This window comes from Streptomyces sp. HNM0645 (assembly GCF_030056615.1).
Taxonomy (GTDB): Bacteria; Actinomycetota; Actinomycetes; order Streptomycetales; family Streptomycetaceae; genus Streptomyces; species Streptomyces marianii.
Window position 1 is genome coordinate 1 of the sequence record NZ_JASHLT010000040.1, and the last position, 22,889, is coordinate 22,889.

The following is a 22,889-nucleotide window of genomic DNA, read 5'->3' on the forward strand; positions in this document are numbered from 1 at the left end:
CTCCCGGGCCACCTCGGTGACGGTCCTGCCGGAGGAGCGGACCAGCGCGACCGCGTCGCGCTTGAACTCCTCCGAGTACCGCCTGCTGCGGTTGCTCTTGCTTCCCACCTGGCACTACTTCCTCTGGAACCTCACGTCCCAGTCTCCAGCTGTCCAACATCAAGGGGAAGCTTCAGTCGCAGAGGCTGGCCCGCATGTGGCTGTTCCCGCACAACCAGCCGGGCGCACGCCGAGAGCCGCTCGCTCCCGACACACCGCTCACATGACGGGGCGATTGGAAGACGCGTACTCATCAGCGATGTTGAAGACGCTGGCACAGCGCGGACATTCCGCATGGCCGAAGAGATGGGCGATCCCGTTGGCGAGCACGACTTCCCCATCACGGACGGCAGTCTCATGCATCCATCGACCGACGCCGGAAAGGCCCTCTGGGGACGCCGGCCTGAGTCCGCGTCGGTCCACGTCGCCCAGGTGCCAGTCCCGGATGGCTGAGTAGCGCCCGTAATCGCCGATAGCGATCGTCACCTCCGCAGCGCAGTGAGGGCAGGCGACCTGGTAGAAGTCATCCGAGAAGTCCCCCAGGACCGCGCTCCAGTGGTACTGCTCTTCCGCCGCGAGCAAGTCGAGGAAAGTCGCGAAGTAGTCGTCTGGCCGCGACCGCAGGTGCCGATCCAGCAGCTCACGGAACTCCGCGATCGCGTCGGCACAGCCCGCGAGCAGATCGTCGCACCCGTGGCCCCCTGCCGCGCACCGCACGATCGTCCCGGCCAGCCCGCGCGCCCGCGCGCTCCGCGACGCGAGACGCGGCAGTGCGGCGAAACTGGCGGGGAACACCAAGTCGCGCTCAAGGACCAGCCGATAACCCAGCTCATCCCATGCCTCTGCGTCGTCCTCGCGCTCGACGCGCGCCAGGAGTTCGGGGACGCGATCGATGTCCCCGTGGCAGTCGTACATCCGTGCCCAGTTCACCACCCGAGCATTTAACTGCCCTGAGGCTGCCGGGACGACTCCGCATCCATGAACGCCCCCTGCACGACTCATCAGACAGGCCCTAGCGTCACGGGAAGGCGAACACCCCATTCCTATGCGCTCAGGCCGCCGGGAGATGGAGCCCCGACACTCTCCTGACCTGCGGATACAACCCGTAGCAAGTCGCCGGCTGAGGGGCGGAGCGGTCTGGAACCGTGGCGGAATTTGCGCTGCTAAGACAGGGCGGTCGTTGCCGACTGGCCCCAGGGGTCACACCCCACCCTCTTCGCCCTCTCCTTGCTCTACGCCGTCGTGTCCACGATCTGACCCAAGCAGCGATACTCGCCTCTGCCGACTACGGGGGAGGTCGACAGAGGCGGGCAGAGGGGAGCCCGTCGCTCACTCCGCCCCTTCCAGCGCGCCGAGACCGTCTCTACTCGGTCCGCACCACCAAGGCGAACGACGTACACACGCGCCGAAAGCTCCCGTGCCCTGTCCGACCGGTATGGCTCATGCACTCCACGTCCACGGCCGCACCATCCGCCGACGGCTGCGCCGACCACCCGCACTCGTAGGCCAGGCACTCCGCCTCGAATGTCACGTCCGTGCCCGGGTGCTGAGTGATCCGGTGCTCTACGTAGCGCAGGACAGCGCGGCTCACGGCCGCCCCCGGCCGCGTGTCCGGTGCGGGTGGTTGCGGATCTCCACGTCCGCGTCCGTCGCTGCCGACAGGTCGCCCCTGTCCCGCGCCGCCTGACGCTGCGAGAACAACGCCGCGCACACCCCGCAGCCGGGTGCAGGATCAGGCGGAGTCCGAGGCAGAGACAAATGCACCGGGCCGCTCATCGTCGTTCTCGGATTACTCACGCTTGCCGCCTCCCCAACCGAATGTCCCGAGCAACCAGTTTCATCGGGCGAGCCGGAGGGGCCCAGGTTTATTGGCGTTGTCGGGTAAAGATCATGGCCCAGTCGTTCAAAAGTGAACGGCAGTCGTCACCCCACACGGCGTATCCCTCGTACCGCTCGAAGTCCTCTCGGTACACGTTCACGTCCCGATGGTCCCGAAGTATCAGGGCCCCTGTTCCTGTCTCCACGGTGGCCAGGCGACGGTCATAAACGGTGAACGTGTTGAGGGGTCGCTCTGGAATGTGTCCACCCAAGGGGATCACACCCAACCGCACATTCGGGATACGGGACACAGACACGAGCCGGTCCATCTGCATGGTCATTTCCAGGGGAGGAAGCAGCGGCCATCTGACGGCCTGTTCCGTCAGCAGGAATGTGAACCGCTTCTCCGGATTGACCAGGACGCTTTGCCGCTCCAGCTTCTTCGCGATGGTCTTGGACTGGTCTCCAGGAACGTCAGCGATGCTCGCGCGCACGTACTCAGGTGTGGCGAGCAGGCCGGTAATCATGGAGAGCAGGAAATAGCGGAACTCCGTGGAGACCGCCTCAAGCCTGGCCAGCTCGTTCTGTTTCTTGTCCAGACCCCTGCGGCGTGAACTCCAGTGGTCCTGCCACTCCGTGTTCGCGGAGCGGGCGAGAGCAAGGATCTCAGCCGCCAATGGCCCTTCCGCTCCGAGGGCATCAAGGATCAGCTCTACGTCGACTATGGCGGGGGTGAGCTTCCCGCTCTCGATATTGCTGATCTTTGTCTGGCTCATGTTGCAGCGCTTCGCGAGCCGGACTTGAGTCCAGCCGGCCCGCTTGCGCTCTTTCTTCAGGACCGCCGCTAGGTCTGACCTGGATTGGCCTAGGGCTTCTGGCTCAAAGGTCAAGGCCCTTCACGTACTCCTCAAAGGGAACCGACTCGGCTACAGCGATCCTCTGGTATTCGACGAACGGCGCCGTATCGCCCTCGTACACTTCGCGGCTGATCTGCCTACCGTCCGGGTGGTAGTTCATAAGAACCACTTCGGAGTGGTCGAACATCCAGAAGTCCTGTGCGCCCTCAAGGGGATTGAGCCTGTCCGTCACATCGAGGATGCGGATCTGCTCACCGGCCAAGGCATGGGCCTTGTAGTAGTGGTGGAACTCGAACCGCAGGTATTCAGAGAGAGGGCGGGTCACGACGTGGACGCGGCCCTGCGTGCGCCCCTCTGCCGCCTGTCGGCGTAGCCGATCCGTGTACTCGTTCGCCACGGTCTCCGGGTCGATACGGGTCCCGGAACGGAACGCCGCGAACTCCTCATCCTCCTGCGGCATGAGGTACTGCGGCAACGTCTCAAGACGCCACGCCTCTTGCGTGAAGCGCTCGAACCGCGCCGCCCACGCCTCACCAGCCAAGAGCACGGAAAGCCTCCCTCAACGTCTCCTCCGGGATCTCCACGAGCCCTTCCCCTTCGGGAGCGGTGAACGCATTGGACACGTCGCCCTGGACGACGAACGAGCCGGACGCTGTCCGGTAGACGTTCGGGCAGTCGTCCTTGCCGCACTCGCCGTTCCCGTTGCCGGTCAGCCGGGTCAGTTCCTCACGAGCCATGGTGAAACCCCCTGTCCCGCGCCCCCTCGTGGGGCGGCATCACGACCGTACGGAGGGGGCGCTGCCGCCGTCCATGCGGTCACGCGAATATTCGCGTTGTCGCATAAAGACGGGCCGTTCCCGGAGGCCCGAAGCAACATCGTCAGGACGCGAGCGGCTCCGCCAACAGCACGACACGATCGCTCTCGACCTCGAATCCAAGTACGGGATGGCTGCCGTCACCGCCCTCGGCATCCATCAGCACCGGCTTGCCCAACCGCCGTCCAATGGCAGTGAGGAACCCGCAGAACAAGTCGAGTCGCTCCTGCCCCTGGAGTTCCCGCAGGTCGACATCAAAGTCGATCTCGTCTGCCGAGTAGAACCGGAAGATCACCAGCACCTCGGGGGCCAGCCAGACCCTCAGCTGCGGACACTCCGCATCAGCCTGGCGGGACAGAACTACCTCCGCCCGAGGCACAGGAAGTACTGACTCTCCTTCGGAGTACTGGCACTTCCATCCGCTCACGTCAACAAGGTCGAGGACAGCCTGCCAGTCCTCGACCGAGGCCCCAGGAACGAGCACGTCTGGCAGCGCGCCCATCAGATCGGGGTCGAAGAACCCCCTGACTTCATCCCACAGCAGGTCAGCCACTCCCCATCCTGCCCGGCGGCCCTTCCGCGTGCGTACCGGGTTTCCCGTGCCCGGCCCCAGGTGCGCCCCCGTTCTCTCCAGCCTCGCATGGCACCCCGGAAACCCCAGCTCAGAGCACGTACAAACCCGCCCGGTGAGTCAGCACCAAGTCAGCACGAGGCCAGGAAACAGGCTGATCCAGCCGGAGAAAACGGGAAGGGGCCAGACCCGAAGATCTGGCCCCTGAGCTGGGGTTTTACCGCCTGACCAGCACCTCAGCCGATCATGGCGTCAGCCCGTCACACGTTGAAGCGGAACTCCACCACGTCCCCGTCCTGCATCACGTAGTCCTTGCCCTCCATGCGCGCCTTCCCCGCCGCGCGGGCGTCGGCGACCGAGCCGGTGTCGACCAGGTCGGCGAAGGAGATGACCTCGGCCTTGATGAAGCCCTTCTGGAAGTCGGTGTGGATCACACCGGCCGCCTCGGGGGCCGTGGCGCCCTTCTTGATCGTCCAGGCGCGGGACTCCTTGGGGCCCGCCGTGAGGTAGGTCTGCAGACCCAGCGTGTTGAAGCCGACGCGGGCCAGCGTGGCGAGGCCGGGCTCCTCGGCGCCGACGGACTGCAGGAGCTCCATGGCGTCCTCCTCGTCGAGCTCGGCGAGGTCCGCCTCCAGCTTGGCGTTGAGGAAGATCGCCTCGGCCGGGGCGACCAGTGCGCGCTGCTCGTCCTTGAAGGCGTCGTCCGTCAGCTCGTCCTCGTCGACGTTGAATACGTAGAGGAACGGCTTGGTGGTGAGCAGGTGCAGGTCGTGCAGGAGCTCCGCGTTCTCCGAGCCCTGGACGATGCCCTGGGAGAAGAGGGTGTCGCCCTTCTCCAGCATCTCCTTGGCCGCCTCGACCGCCGCGACCTTCGGCGCCACGTCCTTCTTGATCCGGGACTCCTTCTGGAGTCGTGGCAGGACCTTCTCGATGGTCTGCAGGTCGGCCAGGATCAGCTCGGTGTTGATCGTCTCGATGTCGTCCTTGGGCGAGACCTTGCCGTCGACGTGGACCACGTTCTCGTCCTTGAAGGCCCGGATGACCTGGCAGATCGCGTCGGATTCGCGGATGTTCGCCAGGAACTTGTTGCCCAGGCCCTCGCCCTCGCTGGCGCCGCGGACGATGCCGGCGATGTCGACGAAGTCGACCGTCGCGGGCAGGACCCGCTGCGAGCCGAAGATCTCGGCCAGCTTGCCGAGCCGGGCGTCGGGGACGCCGACCACGCCCACATTGGGCTCGATGGTGGCGAACGGGTAGTTGGCCGCCAGCACGTCGTTCTTGGTCAGGGCGTTGAACAGGGTCGACTTGCCGACATTCGGCAGACCGACGATTCCGATCGTGAGCGACACGTTGGCGACTTCCTGGAGTGAGGACTGGCTGGTGGCCGGGCCCGGGAGTGGGCCGATCCCCCAGTTTACGGGCGGCCCGACGGAGTACGTCACGCGTGCGATGTCTCGAACTCTTGACCAAGCTCACCCAAAGGGCGTGTCCCGTGACGTACTGATCGCACATCGCGACCTACGTTTGGTCACGTGGAGCAGCAAAGGACTGGTACCCCGTCGAAGCGGCCGCGGCCGCAGGCCCCTCTTTCGCAGCAGGCCCCCCTCTCCAAGGAAGCCCTCATCGAGGGTGCCTCGGTGTACCGGGTCACGGCCCGGCCCGGCGGGGCGGGGCAGCCGGACACCCCGCAACGGCCCGGGAGGCGGCCGGGCGCACGGCCCGCGCGCCAGGGCCCCCCACTGGTGGCCGCCCTGCGCAGACTGCCGAACCCGCGGCTGACCGGACTCGGCGCCGGTCTGTTCGTCTGCGTTCTCATGCTGGTGATCGGCTCGCTCGACCAGCTGCTCTTCGACGGCTCGGCCGTCGTGTACGGGGTGCTGTTCCTGCCGGTGAGCGCCCTGACCGCGTTCTGGGTACGGAGCGCGGACCTGGTCACCGCGCCGATCAGCGTGCCGATCGCCTTCGCCGTGGGACTGCTCCCGATCACGGGAGGTTCGGAGGGGACCGGCGGGTCCGGGGGCATCGGCGTCCAGATCATGGCCGTGGTCACCGCGCTGGCCGTGCAGGCGGGCTGGTTGTACGGGGGCACGCTCGTCGCCGGACTGATCGCGACCGTGCGGAAGATCCGGCTGATGACGACCCGGCGCCGTTCCCGCCGGCCGTCCGGGCCGCCGCGCCGGGCCTGAGACCCCGGGCACCGCGCCGGGCCCGAGGGGGCGCCCGCGGCACCCGACGACGAGGCGCCCGTCACCTGAGTGACGGGCGCCTCCCCGGCGTGTGCCGTCCGGTCCGGCCGGTCGGCGGGGCGCGGACCGGCCGCGCTCGTCAGCCGTGCTCGGCCGCCGCCGTCATCGCCGCTCCGACGATCCCCGCGTTGTTCTGCAGCTGGGCAGGGACGATCTCCGCCCGGATGTGGTGGAGCAGCGGGATGAACTTGTCCGCCTTGCGGCTCACGCCGCCGCCGATGATGAACAACTCGGGCGAGAACAGCATCTCCAGGTGGGCCAGGTACTTCTGGACCCGGCGGGCCCAGTGCTCCCAGCTCAGCCCCTCGTCCTCCTTGACCTTGGTCGACGCCCGCTTCTCGGCCTCGTGGTGGTTCAGCTCCAGATGGCCGAGCTCCGTGTTCGGCACGAGCCTGCCGTCGAGGAAGAGCGCGCTGCCGATGCCCGTGCCGAGGGTCAGCAGCATCACCGTGCCCTTGCGGCCCTTGCCCGCACCGAAGGTCATCTCGGCCACTCCGGCCGCGTCCGCGTCATTGAGCACGGTCACCGGCAGGCCGATCCGCTCGCGCAGCAGTCCGGCTGCGTCGACGTCGATCCAGTTCTTGTCGACGTTGGCGGCCGTACGGATGACCGAGCCGGTGACCACTCCGGGGAAGGTGACCCCCACGGGGCCCGACCAGCCGAAGTGCCGCACCACCTCCGCGACGCAGTCGGCCACGGGTTCGGGCGCGGCCGGGTGGGGGGTGAGTACCTTGTGGCGGGGCTCGGCGAGGTCGCCGCGGTCCAGGTCCACGGGGGCGCCTTTGATCCCCGATCCGCCGATGTCCACTCCGAAGACGTTCATGGACACAACGTTACGAGGAAGGGCTGACCGTCACTCCCCGACGAGGGGACCTTCGCCGGATTTCCCCCAGGTCCGCCGGTCCCTCCGGAGGGGTCCGGCATCCCGCTCCCGGCCCGGTCCGTCAGTCCTCGACGAGCGACGACGCCTCGGTGCGCAGGTCGCGGCGGAGCTCCTTCGGCAGCGAGAACGTGATCGACTCCTCGGCCGCCTTGACGATCTCGACGTCCTCGAAGCCGCGCTGTGACAGCCACTCCAGGACCTCCTCGACCAGCACCTCGGGCACCGACGCGCCCGAGGTGACGCCCACGGTCGAGACGCCGTCCAGCCAGGTCTCGTCGATCTCGTGCGCGTAGTCCACGAGGTGGGCGTCGCGGGCGCCCGCGCCCAGGGCGACCTCGACGAGCCGCTTGGAGTTGGAGGAGTTCTGCGAGCCGACGACGATCACCAGGTCCGCCTCGGCACCCATCTGCTTGACCGCGATCTGGCGGTTCTGCGTGGCATAGCAGATGTCGTCGCTCGGCGGGGAGACCAGCAGCGGGAACTTGGTCTTCAGCCGGTCGACGGTCTCCATCGTCTCGTCGACGGAGAGCGTGGTCTGGGACAGCCAGACCACCCGGGACGGGTCGCGGACCTCGACCTTGTCCACGTCCTGGGGGCCGTCGACCAGGGTGATGTGGTCCGGGGCCTCGCCGGTGGTACCGATGACCTCCTCGTGGCCCTCGTGGCCGATGAGGAGGATGTCGAAGTCGTCCTTCGCGTACCGCACGGCCTCTTTGTGGACTTTCGTCACCAGGGGGCAGGTCGCGTCGATGGTGGCCAGCTTCCGCTCGGCGGCCTCCTCGTGGACGACCGGGGCAACACCGTGCGCCGAGAACATGACGATGGAGCCCTCGGGGACCTCCTCCGTCGTCTCGACGAAGATCGCGCCCTTCTTCTCCAGGGTCTGCACGACGTACTTGTTGTGGACGATCTCGTGGCGGACGTAGATCGGCGCGCCGTACTGCTCGAGGGCCTTCTCCACGGCGATCACGGCACGGTCCACGCCCGCACAGTAGCCACGGGGTGCGGCGAGGAGGACGCGGCGGGCGTTCGTTGCAGTCATGTCCCCCATCGTAAGGGCGCGCCCGACGGCCCAACGATCGCCCACAGGGCTGAGACCGGTACGGGTCCGCGACCACGCCTCGTGATCCCTTCCGAGGGGCGGGACGTACGGGACGGAGGCTCCCATGACGGGCGCCGGCACCGTCGCCGGCTCCGGGAAGGGCGCGACGCGGGGCGCGGGACCGGGCCGCACGGGACGTGGCGGTCACGGCCCGGACGCGGTCGGGCGCGCTGCCGCCGGCCCGGGAGGGGAGGAAGCGGAGTCGCCGGCCCGGCGCAGTGGGTGCGGTGCCGTCGGCCCGGGCGTGTCGGAGGCTGCCGTTACGCTCGCGGGCATGGGTCTCACTACGTCAGCCGAAGCCCCCCTGCCCGTCGGCGAGGTGTCACGGCTCATCGGGGGGTGGATCGACCGGCTCGGCGCGGTCTGGGTCGAGGGGCAGATCACCCAGCTGTCGCGCCGTCCGGGCGCCGGAGTGGTCTTCCTGACGCTGCGCGACCCGGCGTACGACATCTCGGTCAGCGTCACCTGCTACCGCCAGGTGTTCGACGCGGTCGCGGACGCCGTTGCCGAGGGCGCGCGGGTGGTCGTCCACGCGAAGCCGGAGTGGTACGCCCCGCGCGGGCAGCTCTCGCTCCGGGCCGCCGAGATAAGGCCGGTCGGTATCGGGGAGCTGCTGGCTCGACTGGAGCGGCTGAAGCGCTCCCTGGGCGCCGAGGGGCTCTTCGCACCGGACCGCAAGAAGCCGCTGCCGTTCCTGCCTCAGCTGATCGGCCTGGTCTGCGGCCGGGCCTCGGCGGCCGAGAGGGACGTGCTGGAGAACGCCCGGCGACGGTGGCCCGCCGTCCGCTTCGAGGTGCGCAACGTCGCCGTGCAGGGCGTGCGTGCGGTGCCCCAGGTGATCCAGGCGGTGAAGGAGCTGGACGAACACGCCGGCGTGGACGTGATCGTCGTGGCGCGCGGCGGTGGCAGCGTGGAGGATCTGCTGCCGTTCTCGGACGAGCAGCTGGTGCGCGCGGTCGCCGGCTGCCGTACGCCCGTGGTGTCCGCGATCGGGCACGAGCCGGACTCCCCGCTTCTCGACCTGGTGGCCGATCTGCGGGCCTCGACGCCGACCGACGCCGCGAAGAAGGTCGTCCCAGATGTCGGCGAGGAGCTGGACCGGGTGCAGGCGTTGCGGGACCGCGCGCTGAGGACGGTCCGCGGCCTGCTGGAGCGCGAGGAACGCGGCCTGCAGCACTGTCTGCACCGGCGGGTCATGGAGCATCCGCACCGGATGGTGGAGGAGCGCGAACAGGAGACGGACGCCCTGGTCGCCCGCAGCCGGCGGGTTCTGGGGCACCTGCTGGACCGCGCGGACTCCGAGCTGTCCCACACCCACGCGCGCGTCGTCGCGCTGTCGCCGGCGGCGACGCTGGAGCGGGGGTACGCGGTGCTGCAGCGCGAGGACGGCACGGTGGTGCGCGCGGCCGGCGAGGTGGCGGCGGACGAGGAGCTGCGGGCGCGGGTCGCCGAGGGCGAGTTCCGGGTCCGGGTGACGGGCGGCTGAGCGGCGCGGTGGGACGTGGCGCGGCCTCCGGCCCCGGGGGAAGCGGCCCGCGCGCGGCAGGGCCGGACGACAACAGGCGGAATTGAGGGTGGATCACATGACGGCCAGCACCGACGAGGGCGCGCTCGGCTACGAGCAGGCGCGGGACGAGCTGATCGAGGTCGTACGCCGGCTTGAGGCGGGCGGCACGACGCTGGAGGAGTCCCTGGCGCTGTGGGAGCGCGGCGAGGAGCTGGCGAAGGTGTGCCGCCGCTGGCTCGACGGCGCCCGCGCGCGGCTGGACGCGGCGCTGGCGGAGCGGGGCCAACCCCACGACGGGGCGGCGGGCGCCCCCGGGGCGGGTGCCGGTGGCGGCCGGGACGGGAGCGACGCGGCCGGCTGAGACGCCGCACCGACCACCGCCGGCGCCGCGCCGGCATCGGACGCGCCGGACGGCGGGGCGCTGCGGCCTTCACGTCCAGGGGCGGGCATAAGCACGGACCCAATTTAGTTGAACGTTGAGTTATTGAAAGTTGAGTGACTCGGCTCACCCGAAAGCTCGAATGGTTGAATCTTCATCTATTCCGGTCGTACGGTGAATGCTCAGCTTGATCCTCTTTGCTCATCGGAAGGCAAGCAGCATGTCCCTCGTTCTCGACCCCGCCGCCCAGGACCTCCTCTTCCGCGAGGCCCGCACCGCGAACACCTTCACTGACGAGCCGGTGACCGAGGAGCAGGTCCAGGCGATATACGACCTGGTCAAGTACGGTCCCACCGCCTTCAACCAGTCGCCGCTGCGGGTGGTTCTGGTCCGCTCCACCGAGGCCCGTGAGCGCCTGGTGAAGCACATGTCCGAGGGCAACCGGCCCAAGACCGCCACCGCTCCGCTGGTCGCGATCCTCGCCGCCGACAACGAGTTCCACGAGGAGCTGCCGGAGCTGTTCCCGCACTTCCCGCAGGCCAAGGACGCGTTCTTCGCCGAGCGGCCGGTCCGTGAGCGGTCCGCCGTGCTGAACGCCGCGCTCCAGGCCGCGTACTTCATCGTCGGCGTCCGCGCCGCCGGCCTGGCGGCCGGGCCCATGACGGGCCTCGACTTCGCCGGCGTGCAGAAGGAGTTCCTGGACGACGACCACACCCCGCTGATGGTCGTCAACATCGGCAAGCCGGGCGAGAGCGCCTGGTTCCCGCGTTCGCCGCGGCTGGCGTTCGACGAGGTCGTCACCACCGTCTGACCGTCGCGCCGCGCCCGGCGGGGCAGTCCGCCGCCACCGGGACGCGCCGCGGCACCAGGCCGCCGCACCGCTTCGGTGCGGCGGCCTCGCCACGCCCGAGGGACCGGTGCTCGGACCGAGGAAACCGTGCGTGGCCGGAGGGACGGTGCGTGTCGAGCGGTCCTGGCGGGCGAACCGCCCAGGTGACGACCCGGGGCCGGGGGCGAACGGCGCCCGCGGCCCGCTCGCCGCCGTGCCGATCAGGCCGGCGGCGGGCGTGCGTCCCGGAAGGACGGATCAGGAGGCCGGCGGAGTCGGCGACGGCGAGGCGCCGGACCGCGAGTCGAGCGCCGCGGCCATCTGCGCGAGCCGCTCGTACGAGGCCGTGCCCGTCACCACGGTCGTGGAGCCCTTGTCGGTGCGGACCAGAGCGTCGTACTTGGGGCCCTCCCAGCGCTGCCAGGACTCCCCGCCCACCTGTTGGGTGCGCTCGGTCAGGGCCGCCTGCTGGGTGACCTTCGGGACGTACTTCCGCGGCGCTTCCGTGGACTGCTCGACCGCCACGTACTGCCCGTCCGGGTCCAGGAACCCGATGTGCCAGGCATGGCCGTCCTCGCGCCGGAAGGTCACCGAGGTGGGCTTCCAGCCCGCGGGCAGCCCGGCGGGTGCCGCAACCGGGTAGGGTGCCGCCCGGCGTGCCGTCGTGAGTTCCACCCTGTAGTCGACGGGCTGGATCGGGTCCAGGGAGTCGTCGTGCGGAATGAAGAAGTAGATGACGCCTGCGAACGCGCAGATGACCGTCATCGACTGGATCATTCCACGCACTGTCTGGTTGCCTCGCTTGCCTGCCACCGCACTATGGTCGCATCAAGGTTGACTGCTCAAACGTGGGCCCCTCTGCTCATTTTGTCGGCGTACCGATAGAGTCGCAGCACCCTCTTCAACCGGCCGTCGTCGTACAGAAAGGTGCGCTCCGATGACCGAGAATCATCTTCCGTCCCAGCTCGAGGTCTCGCCCGAGGCCCCGGACCGCAACCTCGCCCTGGAGCTCGTCCGGGTCACCGAGGCCGCCGCCATGGCCGCCGGCCGCTGGGTCGGCCGCGGCGACAAGAACGGCGCGGACGGCGCGGCCGTCAAGGCCATGCGCACCCTCGTCAGCACCGTGTCGATGAACGGCGTCGTCGTGATCGGCGAGGGCGAGAAGGACGAAGCCCCGATGCTGTTCAACGGGGAGCGGATCGGCGACGGGACCGGCGCCGAGTGCGACATCGCCGTGGACCCGATCGACGGCACCACGCTCACCGCCAAGGGCATGCCGAACGCGATCGCGGTGCTCGCGGCCGCCGACCGCGGCACCATGTTCGACCCGTCCGCGGTCTTCTACATGGACAAGCTGGTCACCGGTCCCGAGGCCGCCGACTTCGTCGACATCAACGCCCCGGTCTCGGTGAACATCCGCCGGGTCGCCAAGGCGAAGAACTCCTCCCCCGAGGACGTCACCGTCGTCATCCTCGACCGCCCCCGCCACGAGGGCATCGTCAAGGAGATCCGCGAGACGGGCGCGCGGATCAAGTTCATCTCGGACGGCGACGTCGCCGGCGCGATCATGGCCGTGCGCGAGGGCACCGGCGTCGACATGCTGATGGGCATCGGCGGCACGCCGGAGGGCATCATCACCGCGTGCGCGATCAAGTGCCTCGGCGGCACGATCCAGGGCAAGCTGTGGCCGAAGGACGAGGAGGAGCGGCAGCGCGCCCTCGACGCCGGACACGACCTGGACCGCGTGCTCCTCATGGACGACCTGGTCAGCGGGGACAACGTGTTCTTCGTCGCGACCGGCATCACGGACGGCGAGTTGCTGCGCGGCGTGCGCTACCGCTCCGCGACCGCGACCACGCAGTCGCTGGTCATGCGCTCCAAGTCGGGCACGATCCGGCAGATCGACTCGACCCACCGGCTGTCGAAGCTGCGCGCCTACAGCGCCATCGACTTCGACCGCGCCAAGTAGGCCGCGCCCGGCAGGACACCGGACGCGGACACGAAGCGCGGAGAGGGGTGCCCCCGTTGTGCGGTGGGAGCACCCCTCTCCGCGTGTGCCCGGGTGCCGCGGTCTCCGTCAGGCCGCCGACGCCGCCTTCTTGATCTCCGTCTCGCGCCGCCGGCGACGGGCCAGGACGACCCTGCGCTCGGCCGCGGTCAGGCCGCCCCACACGCCGTACGGCTCGGGCTGGAGCAACGCGTGCTCCCGGCACTCGACCATGACCGGACAGCGGGCGCAGACCCGCTTGGCGGCGTCCTCTCGCGAGAGCCGCGCGGCCGTCGGTTCCTTGGAGGGCGCGAAGAACAGCCCGGCTTCGTCCCGGCGGCACACCGCCTCCGTGTGCCAAGGCGCGTCCTGGTCTTCCCGAGCGGCAGAACGCTGGGGCGGAACGGCTACCTGCAGGGACTGATGCGGCAGTTGCAGCACGGTCTACTCCTGACGACGGCTTCGCGAGCGAGAGACGATGCAGCAAGGCCTACCCGCTGTGCGCGCGCCTATGCACTGAGTGGCACTGGGTTCCGAACGCCGGAACTGCGGACGGCCGTTCCCACCCACCCGCCGGTCAGTGCCCCGGATGCTTGCGCAGCCGGTCGTGGAGGTCCGCGATGCGCTTGCCGCGCTTCGGCTTGGCCTCCACATTGCCGAAAACGGAATAGCCGTTGACGACCACCACCGGAGCCTCCGGGTCGGCCGCCTCCAGGGTGACGACCTCGAAGTTGCCGAAGATGCCCGTGCCGCTGCCGCGCAGCGAGATGTTCTCGGGAACGCGCACCTCCACGTTGCCGAAGATCGAGGTCGCGTTGATGACGGTGAGCCGCTGGCCGAACATCGCCTCGGTCAGGTCGATCTCGATGTTGCCGAAGAGCGAGAACGCCTGGGTCCGGGCGCCGACCCGCCAGCGGCCCTTGCGGGTGGAACTGGAGAAGACGGCGACGAGGTTCTCGGCGGGGCCGGCGGAGGCGTCGGGGTCGTACGCGTACGGGGAGGGCTCCTGACGGGGAGGCCGGTTCGCGGGGAGGTCGCGGACGATCGGCTCCAGCTCGCCGACGGTCTTTGCGCGGTAGACCGCGTCGATCCGCTCGGCGTGCTCCTCGGCGTCGAGCCGACCCTCGGCCAGGGCCTCCCGGAGGATGTCCGCGATCCTGTCGCGATCCGCGTCCGAGGCGCGGATCGCCCCGGCGGGGTCCGTGGGCACGGCGGGCGCGACCGGCTTCTGGGGCTGTCCGCGGCCGGGGGCCGCTGAATCATGCTTGTCGAGGTCCACGGCAACACCCTAGCGAAACGCGATAGATCGCGACTAGTGGCCGCGCGCGGCGCCCTCGCACCCCGTCGCCCCGTGCCGTCGTGCCGTCGTGCCGTCGTGCCGAAACGCCAGCGTGCCCGCGCCGGTGCCGGCGTCCGCGTGCTCATGCGCCGCCGCACACGATCCCGGACCGGGCACCCCGGCCCGACGGCACGGGCCCGGGCGCCCCCGGAGCCGACTGAGCCCTACCTCACAAGCCCGGACGGCGGGGGGCGTCTTACGCTTGTGGGCGCGCTGCCAATGGATGCCAGCCGCCGTCTGCCGAGTGAGGAATGGCCGCAATGCCCCCTGTCTCCCGTCCGACCCGCCCTGCGTTCGAGTACACCGATCTGCTCCCGCTGGGCGAGGACACCACGCCCTACCGCCTGGTGACCGCCGAAGGCGTCTCCACCTTCGAGGCCGACGGGCGTACCTTCCTCAAGGTCGAGCCGGAGGCGTTGCGCAAGCTCGCCGAAGAGGCCGTCCACGACATCCAGCACTACCTCCGCCCGGCGCACCTCGCCCAGCTGCGCAGGATCATCGACGACCCCGAGGCCTCGTCGAACGACAAGTTCGTCGCGCTGGACCTGCTCAAGAACGCGAACATCGCGGCCGCCGGCGTGCTCCCCATGTGCCAGGACACCGGCACGGCGATCGTCATGGGCAAGCGCGGGCAGAACGTCCTGACCGAGGGCGGCGACGAGGAGGCGCTGAGCCGCGGCATCTTCGACGCCTACACCGAGCTCAACCTGCGCTACTCGCAGATGGCCCCGCTCACCATGTGGGAGGAGAAGAACACCGGCTCGAACCTGCCCGCGCAGATCGAGCTGTACGCCACCGACGGCGGTGCGTACAAGTTCCTCTTCATGGCCAAGGGCGGCGGCTCCGCCAACAAGTCCTTCCTCTACCAGGAGACCAAGGCCGTCCTGAACGAGGCCTCCATGATGAAGTTCCTGGAGGAGAAGATCCGCTCGCTGGGCACCGCCGCGTGCCCCCCGTACCACCTGGCCGTCGTCGTCGGCGGCACGTCGGCCGAGTACGCGCTGAAGACCGCGAAGTACGCCTCCGCGCACTACCTGGACGAGCTGCCGGAGGAGGGTTCGGCCCTCGGCCACGGCTTCCGGGACAAGGACCTGGAGGAGAAGGTCTTCGAGCTGACCCAGAAGATCGGCATCGGCGCGCAGTTCGGCGGCAAGTACTTCTGCCACGACGTGCGGGTGGTGCGGCTCCCGCGGCACGGCGCCTCCTGCCCCGTGGCGATCGCCGTGTCCTGCTCCGCCGACCGCCAGGCCGTAGCGAAGATCACCGCCGAGGGCGTCTTCCTGGAGCAGCTGGAGACGGACCCGGCGCGCTTCCTGCCGGAGACGACGGACGAGCACCTCGACGAGGGCGGCGACGTCGTGAAGATCGATCTCAACCAGCCGATGGACGAGATCCTCGCCGAGCTGACCAAGTACCCGGTCAAGACCCGGCTTTCGCTCACCGGTCCGCTCGTCGTGGCCCGCGACATCGCGCACGCCAAGATCAAGGAGCGGCTGGACGCGGGCGAGGAGATGCCCCGGTACCTCAGGGACCACCCGGTCTACTACGCCGGTCCCGCCAAGACCCCGGAGGGTTACGCGTCCGGCTCCTTCGGCCCGACGACGGCCGGGCGCATGGACTCCTACGTCGAGCAGTTCCAGGCGGCGGGCGGCTCCAAGGTCATGCTGGCCAAGGGCAACCGCAGCCAGCAGGTCACGGACGCCTGCAAGGAGCACGGCGGCTTCTACCTCGGCTCGATCGGCGGCCCCGCGGCGCGCCTCGCGCAGGACTGCATCAAGAAGGTCGAGGTCGTCGAGTACGAGGAGCTCGGCATGGAGGCCGTCTGGAAGATCGAGGTCGAGGACTTCCCCGCCTTCATCGTCGTCGACGACAAGGGCGGCGACTTCTTCCAGGACCCCGCGCCCGCGCCGACCTTCACCACCATCCCGGTCCGCGGCCCCGGCCTGGCCTGAGCCCGGGTCCGGTCCGGATTCGGACGACCGGACCCGGAGGGCCCCCGGACCCGCACCGCAGCACCCGAGAGGGCCGCGCCGCTCCCCTGCGGCGGGGCCCTCTTCCGTGTCCCGCGCCGCCTCCGGGCCGCCGAGACGCGGCTCCCGGGCGGTGCCGCCTCCCCGGTCCGATGCCGTCGAGGGCTTCTACTGGCCCGTGCGCGCTCGGGAATACCCGGAACCAGGGGCGTGCTGACCGTGTTCAGGAGGTTTGAGGATGTCCGACGCGAGCGAGACCGCAGGCCGTCACAGGATCGAGTACGACTCCATGGGGGAGGTGCGGGTGCCGGAAGCCGCCAAGTGGCGGGCCCAGACCCAGCGAGCCGTGGAGAACTTCCCGGTCTCCGGACAACGGCTGGAACGCGCCCATGTGGAGGCGCTGGCCCGGATCAAGGCAGGCGCCGCCAAGGTCAACGCGGAGCTCGGCGTGCTCGACGAGGACATCGCCCGGGCCGTCCAGGACGCGGCCGCGGAGGTCGCCGAGGGCCGCTGGGACGAGCACTTCCCCGTCGACGTCTTCCAGACCGGCTCGGGGACGTCGTCCAACATGAACATGAACGAGGTCCTGGCCACCCTGGCGAGCGAGCGCCTCGGCCGCGACGTGCACCCCAACGACCACGTCAACGCCTCGCAGTCGTCCAACGACGTCTTCCCCTCCTCGATCCACATCGCCGCGACGGCGGCCGTGACGAGGGACCTGGTCCCCGCGCTGGAGCACCTGGCGTTGGCGCTGGAGCGCAAGGCCGGGGAGTTCGCCGGTGTGGTGAAGTCCGGCCGTACGCACCTGATGGACGCGACACCGGTCACTCTCGGCCAGGAGTTCGGCGGCTACGCGGCGCAGATCCGGTACGGGATCGAACGGCTGAACGCGTCGCTGCCCCGGCTGGCCGAACTCCCGCTCGGCGGTACGGCGGTGGGCACGGGCATCAACACACCGCCCGGGTTCCCGGCGGCGGTCATCGCCGAGGTGGCACGGACGACCGGGCTGCCGCTGACCGAGGCGCGCAACCACTTCGAGGCACAGGGCGCCCGGGACGGGCTGGTCGAGACGAGCGGCCAGTTGCGGACGATCGCCGTCTCGCTCACCAAGATCTCGAACGATCTGTGCTGGATGGCGAGCGGGCCGCGCACCGGGCTCGCCGAGATCCGGCTGCCCGACCTCCAGCCGGGTTCCTCGATCATGCCGGGCAAGGTCAACCCGGTCGTCCCCGAGGCCGTCCTCATGGTGGCCGCCCAGGTCATGGGCAACGACACGACGGTCGCGGTGGCGGGCGCGGCGGGCAACTTCGAGCTGAACGTGATGCTCCCGGTGATGGCCAAGAACCTGCTGGAGTCGGTGCGGCTGATCGCGAACGCGTCCCGGCTGCTCGCCGACCGCACGGTGGACGGCATCACGGCGGACGAGGAACGGGCCCGCGAGTACGCCGAGTCGTCCCCCTCCGTCGTCACCCCGCTCAACAAGTACATCGGGTACGAGGAGGCCGCGAAGGTCGCCAAGAGGTCGCTGACCGAGCGGAAGACGATCCGTGAAGTGGTGCTGGAGGGCGGGTACGTGGAGCGCGGCGCGCTCACGCTCGAGCAGTTGGACGAGGCGCTGGACGTGCTGCGGATGACCCACCCCTGAGGTGCTCGCCGGGGCGGGGCGAACCCCCCGCGGTCCGCCCCGTCGCGACGCCCTGGGCGGCACCTAGTGCCGCGTCAGGCAACGTTCGCCCCGTCGCGACGCCCGGCACGGCGACTCGCGGCGTCGCCGAATCAACCGAGTAGGCCCACTACGAGGCCGATCCGGCGCCTTGCGATCCTTCCCCTCGGCCCGGAGGGCCGGGGGAGACCCCGTGCACCGGACGCCGCTCCTTGACGGGCAAACCTTGCCTGACCCGGCACTAGGATCTCCGCATGACGGGATCGGCGGGCTCTGAGCACTGGGCGCCGGGGGAGCAGATCCTCTGGCGGTATCGCGGCAACGGCTCCTCCGACGTGCACATCTGCAGACCCGTGACCGTGGTCCGGGACACCGACGAGTTGCTGGCGGTGTGGATGGCCCCGGGCACCGAGTGCGTGAAACCGGCACTCGCCGACGGGACGCCCGTGCACCACGAACCGCTCGCCACGCGGTACACGTCACCCCGGACGACCGTGCGCGCCCGCTGGTCCGGAACGGGCGTGCTGAAACTCGCCAGACCCGGCGACGCCTGGTCGGTGTGGCTCTTCTGGGAACAGGGCTGGCAGTTCAGGAACTGGTACGTGAACCTGGAGGAACCGCATCTGCGTTGGTCCGGCGGGATCGACTCCGAGGATCACTTTCTGGACATCGCCGTGCGGCCGGACCGCAGCTGGCAGTGGCTGGACGAGGACGAGCTCGAACAGGCGTGCACGGCCGGACTGATGGGCGAGGAGAAGGCGCGGCGGGTGCGTGCGGCCGGGCTGGAGGCGGTCGAGGTGATCGGCGACTGGGGCCCGCCGTACTGCGACGGTTGGGAGGGCTGGCGGCCCGACCCGCGCTGGCCCGTACCGGAGCTTCCGGCCGACTGGAATCGGACCCCCGCACCCACGTCCGCATGACGACGCCGTGAGACCCTTGATGCGCCCCCGGGGTTCAAACGTAGGATCGTCCTCCGCAAGGCCACATGGCATCAACGATTGAGCGCAGCACAAAAACTGACCGTAAGTCATCACAAGGGGGACTGAACCGTGCCGGATGTGTGCCCGGATCTCCCCCGATCTGTCGATGCCTCGCCCGGATTGGGTATGGGCTATATCGACCACCCAGGGGCGTTGCCGTCCCGGGCCCGGGGCGTGTTCGCCCGATGGCCCCGGGAACCGCGGCGCAGCCAAGATCGTCACCGCCCCCGGAGGCGTACAGCGGCACCCGAGGCGCCGGGACCCGCCGTGCCGGTCGTGCCGTGCCCGGCAGGATCGGCAGGACGGTCCCCAGCCTCGCACCACCGGCCCGGACGGACGGAATCCCAGGCGTGACGGAGCACCCCACCTCCCACGAAGGCCGGCAGCCCGTGGCTGCCCGGCCGCAGGAGCGCACCCGGCCGCGGCAGGCCGCCGCCGCCCCCCTGCCGGCCGCGGCCACCGCGGTCCCGCCGCAGCCGCCCGCGCCCCCGGAGCCGCCGCAGGATCCCGCGGGCTTGGCGCGCCGCGAGGGCGACCGGCTGCGTTTCGTCGGGGCGGCGACCCGGCGGATCGCCCGCGGAATAGACCTGGACGAGATCGTGCTCGGGCTGTGCCGGGCCACGGTGCCCACGTTCTCCGACGCGATCCTGGTGTACCTGCGGGATCCGCTGCCCGTTGGCGACGAGCGGCCGGTGGCGCCGTTCGTGCTGCGGCTCCGCCGGACCGACAGGTTGCGTTTGACCGACGAGGACACCGACGGCGCCCTGGTCGGCGGCGCCCAGGTGCCGGTGCTCGGCACCCCGGCGGACACGGCTCCGGCCGCCGAGCTGTGCGAGGTGATCGCCGGCGGTGCGCTCGCGGAGGTGCTGCGGGGTGTGCGTCCGGTCTTCGGCGACTCGGCCGCCGCCCGGGCCGCACTGCCCGAACTACTGGGCGACGGCAAGACCCTGCCCGCGGGGCAGCGGGCGGTCCTGGCCCCGCTGCGCGGCCGGCGCAGGGTCACCGGCGCCGCGATCTTCCTGCGGCGTCCGGACCGGCCGGCCTTCGAGCCGGACGATCTGCTCGTGGCCGCCCAGCTGGCGACGCACACCGCGCTCGGCATCGACAAGGCGGTCCTGTACGGCCGTGAGGCGTACATCGCGGACGAGCTGCAGCGCACGATGCTGCCCGAGGGACTGCCGCAGCCGACCGGCGTACGGCTGGCCTCGCGCTATCTCCCGGCCGCGGAGACGGCCCGGGTCGGCGGCGACTGGTACGACGCCATCCCGCTGCCCGGCAGCCGGGTCGCGCTGGTCGTCGGCGACGTCATGGGCCACTCGATGACCTCGGCCGCGATCATGGGCCAACTGCGGACGACAGCCCAGACCCTCGCCGGTCTGGACCTGCCGCCGCAGGAGGTGCTGCACCACCTCGACGAGCAGGCGCAGCGGCTCGGCACCGACCGCATGGCGACCTGCCTGTACGCGGTCTACGACCCGGTGTCGCACCGGATCACGATCGCCAATGCCGGACATCCGCCGCCGATACTGCTGCACCTCGGCGGCCGGGCGGAGGTCCTGCGGGTGCCGCCGGGCGCCCCCATCGGCGTGGGCGGGGTGGACTTCGAGGCCGTGGAGCTGGACGCGCCCGCCGGGGCGACGCTGCTGCTGTACACGGACGGGCTGGTGGAGTCGCGGCTCCGGGACGTGTGGACCGGGATCGAACAGCTGAGGGAGCGGTTGGCCGCGACGGCGCAGCTCACCGGCCCCGACCACTCGCCGCCGCTGGAGGCGCTCTGCGACGACGTGCTGGACATGCTCGGCCCGGGCGACCGGGACGACGACATCGCGCTGCTCGCGGCACGTTTCGACGGGATCGCTCCGAGTGACGTCGCCTACTGGTTCCTGGAGCCGGAGGACTCCGCCCCCGGCCGGGCCCGCCGGCTGGCCCGCAGGGCGCTGGCACGATGGGGCCTGGAGGAACTGTCCGACTCGGTGGAACTGCTGGTCAGCGAGGTGGTGACCAATGCCGTTCGGTACGCGGAGCGGCCGGTGACCCTGCGGCTCCTGCGCACCGACGTGCTGCGGTGCGAGGTCGGCGACGACTCCCCGCAGCTGCCCCGCCAGCGGCGGGCCCGGGACACGGACGAGGGCGGCCGCGGGCTGTTCCTGGTGAACCGGCTGGCCAGACGGTGGGGGGCGACACGGCTGTCCACGGGCAAGGTCGTCTGGTTCGAGCTGTCCACCCAGGCGTGACCGTATCTGGACCAATCCTGGATCTGGTCCCAATGTTGCCGACTTCGCATGTGAGGAGTTGACTGGGGCACACGGCCGAAGCGACCACATTCCCCTCGATGGACGGGAGGACGCTCGTGACCGAGTCACCCCCCAAGGCTTCGTACACGACGAGCAACCACGGCATTCCCGTGGAGAGCGACGAGCACTCGCTGACCGTGGGACCGGACGGCCCGATCCTTCTGCAGGACCACTACCTGATCGAGAAGATGGCCCAGTTCAACCGGGAACGGGTCCCCGAGCGGGTGGTCCACGCCAAGGGCTCCGGCGCGTACGGCTTCTTCGAAGTCACCAACGACGTCAGCCAGTTCACCAAGGCCGACCTGTTCCAGCCGGGCAGGCGCACCGAGATGCTGGCCCGGTTCTCCACGGTCGCCGGTGAGCAGGGTTCCCCGGACACCTGGCGCGACCCGCGCGGCTTCGCGCTGAAGTTCTACACCGGGCAGGGCAACTACGATCTGGTCGGCAACAACACGCCGGTCTTCTTCGTGCGCGACACGATCAAGTTCCAGGACTTCATCAGGTCGCAGAAGCGCCACCCGGCCACCGGGTTGCGCGACAACGACATGCAGTGGGACTTCTGGACCCTCTCCCCCGAGTCGGCGCACCAGGTCACCTGGCTGATGGGCGACCGGGGCATCCCCAAGACCTACCGCCACATGAACGGCTACGGATCGCACACCTACATGTGGATCAACGGTGCCGGTGAGCGGTTCTGGGTGAAGTACCACTTCAAGACCGACCAGGGCATCGACTTCCTCACGCAGGAGGAGGCCGACGAACTCGCCGGTTCCGACGCGGACCGGCACCGGCGCGATCTGTACGACTCGATCGAGGCCGGGAACGCGCCCTCATGGACCCTGAAGGTCCAGGTCATGCCGTTCGAGGACGCCGCGGACTACCGGTTCAACCCCTTCGACCTGACGAAGGTGTGGCCGCACGGGGACTACCCGCTGATCGACGTGGGCCGGATGACGCTGAACCGGAACCCGGAGGACTACTTCATCCACATCGAGCAGGCCGCCTTCGAACCGTCGAACATGGTTCCGGGCATCGGCCCCTCGCCGGACAAGATGCTGCTCGGCCGGCTGTTCTCGTACCCGGACACCCACCGGTACCGGATCGGCCCCAACTACGCGCAACTGCCGCCCAACCGGCCGCACGCGCCGGTGAACTCGTACGCCAAGGACGGCCCGATGCGCTACGCGCCGTCCTACGCCGCGCGGCCCTACGCCCCGAACTCCTACGGCGGCCCGGCCGCCGACTTCGCGCGCTTCGGCGACCCCGCGGGGTGGGCGACGGCCGGTGAGATGGTGCGTGAGGCGTACAAGTTGCACCGCGAGGACGACGACTGGGGCCAGGCGGGGACGATGGTCCGCAACGTCCTGAACGACGCCGCCCGTTCACGGCTGGTGTCGAACGTCAGCGGCCATCTGAAGCAGGGCGTCTCACGACCGGTGCTGGACCGGGCGGTGCAGTACTGGCGCAACGTCGACAAGGAGATCGGCGACCGGATCTCCAAGGAGGTCAACGGAGGCTGACCGCCCGCCTCCGTGCGGACCACACGGAAGGCCCGGCGCTCCGGCGCCGGGCCTTCCCGGGTCTGGCGGCCCCCGTGTCCCGAGGGCTGT

23 protein-coding genes are annotated in these 22,889 nt (G+C 69.9%); 10 read left to right on the forward strand and 13 right to left on the reverse strand.

The window, feature by feature from the left end:
• The 8 genes from QMZ92_RS36495 to ychF form a co-directional block, all read right to left on the reverse strand.
• Positions 1–108: transposase (locus QMZ92_RS36495; RefSeq protein WP_502961999.1), on the reverse strand; the 108-nt coding region annotated here is incomplete at its 3' end.
• Positions 109–258: 150 nt separating this feature from the next.
• Complete coding sequence (locus QMZ92_RS24950; protein WP_283299712.1) at positions 259–972, reverse strand: hypothetical protein; 714 nt, start codon at positions 970–972, stop codon at positions 259–261.
• A gap of 430 nt (positions 973–1,402) precedes the next feature.
• Positions 1,403–1,750 (reverse strand): DUF7848 domain-containing protein, encoded by a 348-nt coding sequence (locus tag QMZ92_RS36500; RefSeq protein ID WP_502962130.1) that lies wholly within the window; start codon positions 1,748–1,750, stop codon positions 1,403–1,405.
• A 154-nt stretch (positions 1,751–1,904) separates the two neighbouring features.
• Positions 1,905–2,747, reverse strand: a complete 843-nt coding sequence (locus QMZ92_RS24960; RefSeq protein ID WP_283299713.1) for a helix-turn-helix domain-containing protein — start codon at positions 2,745–2,747, stop codon at positions 1,905–1,907.
• Positions 2,737–3,261, reverse strand: a complete 525-nt coding sequence (locus QMZ92_RS24965) for a DUF6879 family protein (protein WP_283299714.1) — start codon at positions 3,259–3,261, stop codon at positions 2,737–2,739. Before QMZ92_RS24965 ends, QMZ92_RS24960 begins: the two co-directional genes overlap by 11 nt.
• Positions 3,245–3,451, reverse strand: a complete 207-nt coding sequence (locus QMZ92_RS24970; protein WP_283299715.1) for a hypothetical protein — start codon at positions 3,449–3,451, stop codon at positions 3,245–3,247. Before QMZ92_RS24970 ends, QMZ92_RS24965 begins: the two co-directional genes overlap by 17 nt.
• 142 nt (positions 3,452–3,593) lie before the next feature.
• Positions 3,594–4,082 carry a hypothetical protein gene (locus QMZ92_RS24975; RefSeq protein WP_283299716.1) on the reverse strand — a complete coding sequence of 163 codons (489 nt, stop codon included), beginning with the start codon at positions 4,080–4,082 and terminating at the stop codon, positions 3,594–3,596.
• A 278-nt stretch (positions 4,083–4,360) separates the two neighbouring features.
• Positions 4,361–5,449 carry a redox-regulated ATPase YchF gene (gene ychF / locus QMZ92_RS24980; protein WP_283299717.1) on the reverse strand — a complete coding sequence of 363 codons (1,089 nt, stop codon included), beginning with the start codon at positions 5,447–5,449 and terminating at the stop codon, positions 4,361–4,363.
• A 183-nt stretch (positions 5,450–5,632) separates the two neighbouring features.
• Between ychF and QMZ92_RS24985 the strand changes: the two genes are divergently transcribed.
• A complete protein-coding gene (locus tag QMZ92_RS24985; protein ID WP_283299718.1) occupies positions 5,633–6,286 on the forward strand; it encodes a DUF6542 domain-containing protein in 654 nt (217 codons plus the stop codon).
• A 139-nt stretch (positions 6,287–6,425) separates the two neighbouring features.
• Here the strand turns inward: QMZ92_RS24985 and ppgK are convergent, their stop codons facing one another.
• Positions 6,426–7,169 carry a polyphosphate--glucose phosphotransferase gene (gene ppgK, locus QMZ92_RS24990; RefSeq protein ID WP_283299719.1) on the reverse strand — a complete coding sequence of 248 codons (744 nt, stop codon included), beginning with the start codon at positions 7,167–7,169 and terminating at the stop codon, positions 6,426–6,428.
• A gap of 121 nt (positions 7,170–7,290) precedes the next feature.
• The gene (locus QMZ92_RS24995) at positions 7,291–8,280 is read right to left on the reverse strand and encodes a 4-hydroxy-3-methylbut-2-enyl diphosphate reductase (protein ID WP_283299720.1); all 990 of its coding nucleotides are present in this window, start codon (positions 8,278–8,280) and stop codon (positions 7,291–7,293) included.
• 325 nt (positions 8,281–8,605) lie between these two features.
• Here QMZ92_RS24995 and xseA point away from each other — a divergent pair, with 325 nt between their 5' ends.
• The 3 genes from xseA to QMZ92_RS25010 all read left to right on the forward strand — a co-directional run bounded on the left by xseA (position 8,606) and on the right by QMZ92_RS25010 (position 11,028).
• Positions 8,606–9,817, forward strand: a complete 1,212-nt coding sequence (gene xseA, locus QMZ92_RS25000; protein WP_283299721.1) for an exodeoxyribonuclease VII large subunit — start codon at positions 8,606–8,608, stop codon at positions 9,815–9,817.
• Positions 9,818–9,914: 97 nt separating this feature from the next.
• Complete coding sequence (locus tag QMZ92_RS25005; protein ID WP_283299722.1) at positions 9,915–10,199, forward strand: exodeoxyribonuclease VII small subunit; 285 nt, start codon at positions 9,915–9,917, stop codon at positions 10,197–10,199.
• A 238-nt stretch (positions 10,200–10,437) separates the two neighbouring features.
• Positions 10,438–11,028, forward strand: coding sequence for a malonic semialdehyde reductase (locus QMZ92_RS25010; RefSeq protein WP_283299723.1), 591 nt, complete (start codon positions 10,438–10,440; stop codon positions 11,026–11,028).
• A 276-nt stretch (positions 11,029–11,304) separates the two neighbouring features.
• On the opposite strand, the gene QMZ92_RS25015 is transcribed toward QMZ92_RS25010, so the two are convergent.
• The gene (locus tag QMZ92_RS25015; protein WP_283299724.1) at positions 11,305–11,859 is read right to left on the reverse strand and encodes a DUF4245 domain-containing protein; all 555 of its coding nucleotides are present in this window, start codon (positions 11,857–11,859) and stop codon (positions 11,305–11,307) included.
• Positions 11,860–11,983: 124 nt separating this feature from the next.
• Between QMZ92_RS25015 and glpX the strand changes: the two genes are divergently transcribed.
• Positions 11,984–13,015, forward strand: a complete 1,032-nt coding sequence (gene glpX / locus QMZ92_RS25020; protein WP_138053405.1) for a class II fructose-bisphosphatase — start codon at positions 11,984–11,986, stop codon at positions 13,013–13,015.
• A 108-nt stretch (positions 13,016–13,123) separates the two neighbouring features.
• Here the strand turns inward: glpX and QMZ92_RS25025 are convergent, their stop codons facing one another.
• Together QMZ92_RS25025 and QMZ92_RS25030 are read right to left on the reverse strand one after the other, a co-directional pair.
• Positions 13,124–13,474 carry a WhiB family transcriptional regulator gene (locus QMZ92_RS25025; protein WP_078503542.1) on the reverse strand — a complete coding sequence of 117 codons (351 nt, stop codon included), beginning with the start codon at positions 13,472–13,474 and terminating at the stop codon, positions 13,124–13,126.
• Between the two features lie 136 nt (positions 13,475–13,610).
• Positions 13,611–14,312, reverse strand: a complete 702-nt coding sequence (locus QMZ92_RS25030) for a DUF1707 SHOCT-like domain-containing protein (protein ID WP_283299725.1) — start codon at positions 14,310–14,312, stop codon at positions 13,611–13,613.
• Between the two features lie 320 nt (positions 14,313–14,632).
• On the opposite strand from QMZ92_RS25030, the gene QMZ92_RS25035 reads away from it, so the two are divergent.
• From QMZ92_RS25035 to QMZ92_RS25055, 5 genes are all read left to right on the forward strand, one after another.
• Entirely contained in the window at positions 14,633–16,324 is a 1,692-nt protein-coding gene (locus tag QMZ92_RS25035) for a fumarate hydratase (RefSeq protein WP_283299726.1), read from the forward strand.
• A 256-nt stretch (positions 16,325–16,580) separates the two neighbouring features.
• The gene (locus QMZ92_RS25040) at positions 16,581–17,987 is read left to right on the forward strand and encodes a class II fumarate hydratase (protein WP_283299727.1); all 1,407 of its coding nucleotides are present in this window, start codon (positions 16,581–16,583) and stop codon (positions 17,985–17,987) included.
• Positions 17,988–18,259: 272 nt separating this feature from the next.
• A complete protein-coding gene (fomD, locus tag QMZ92_RS25045) occupies positions 18,260–18,925 on the forward strand; it encodes a cytidylyl-2-hydroxypropylphosphonate hydrolase (protein ID WP_283299728.1) in 666 nt (221 codons plus the stop codon).
• Between the two features lie 410 nt (positions 18,926–19,335).
• Complete coding sequence (locus QMZ92_RS25050; protein WP_283299729.1) at positions 19,336–21,219, forward strand: ATP-binding SpoIIE family protein phosphatase; 1,884 nt, start codon at positions 19,336–19,338, stop codon at positions 21,217–21,219.
• Between the two features lie 98 nt (positions 21,220–21,317).
• Positions 21,318–22,799 carry a catalase gene (locus QMZ92_RS25055; RefSeq protein WP_502962131.1) on the forward strand — a complete coding sequence of 494 codons (1,482 nt, stop codon included), beginning with the start codon at positions 21,318–21,320 and terminating at the stop codon, positions 22,797–22,799.
• The last annotated feature ends 90 nt before the right edge of the window (positions 22,800–22,889 follow it).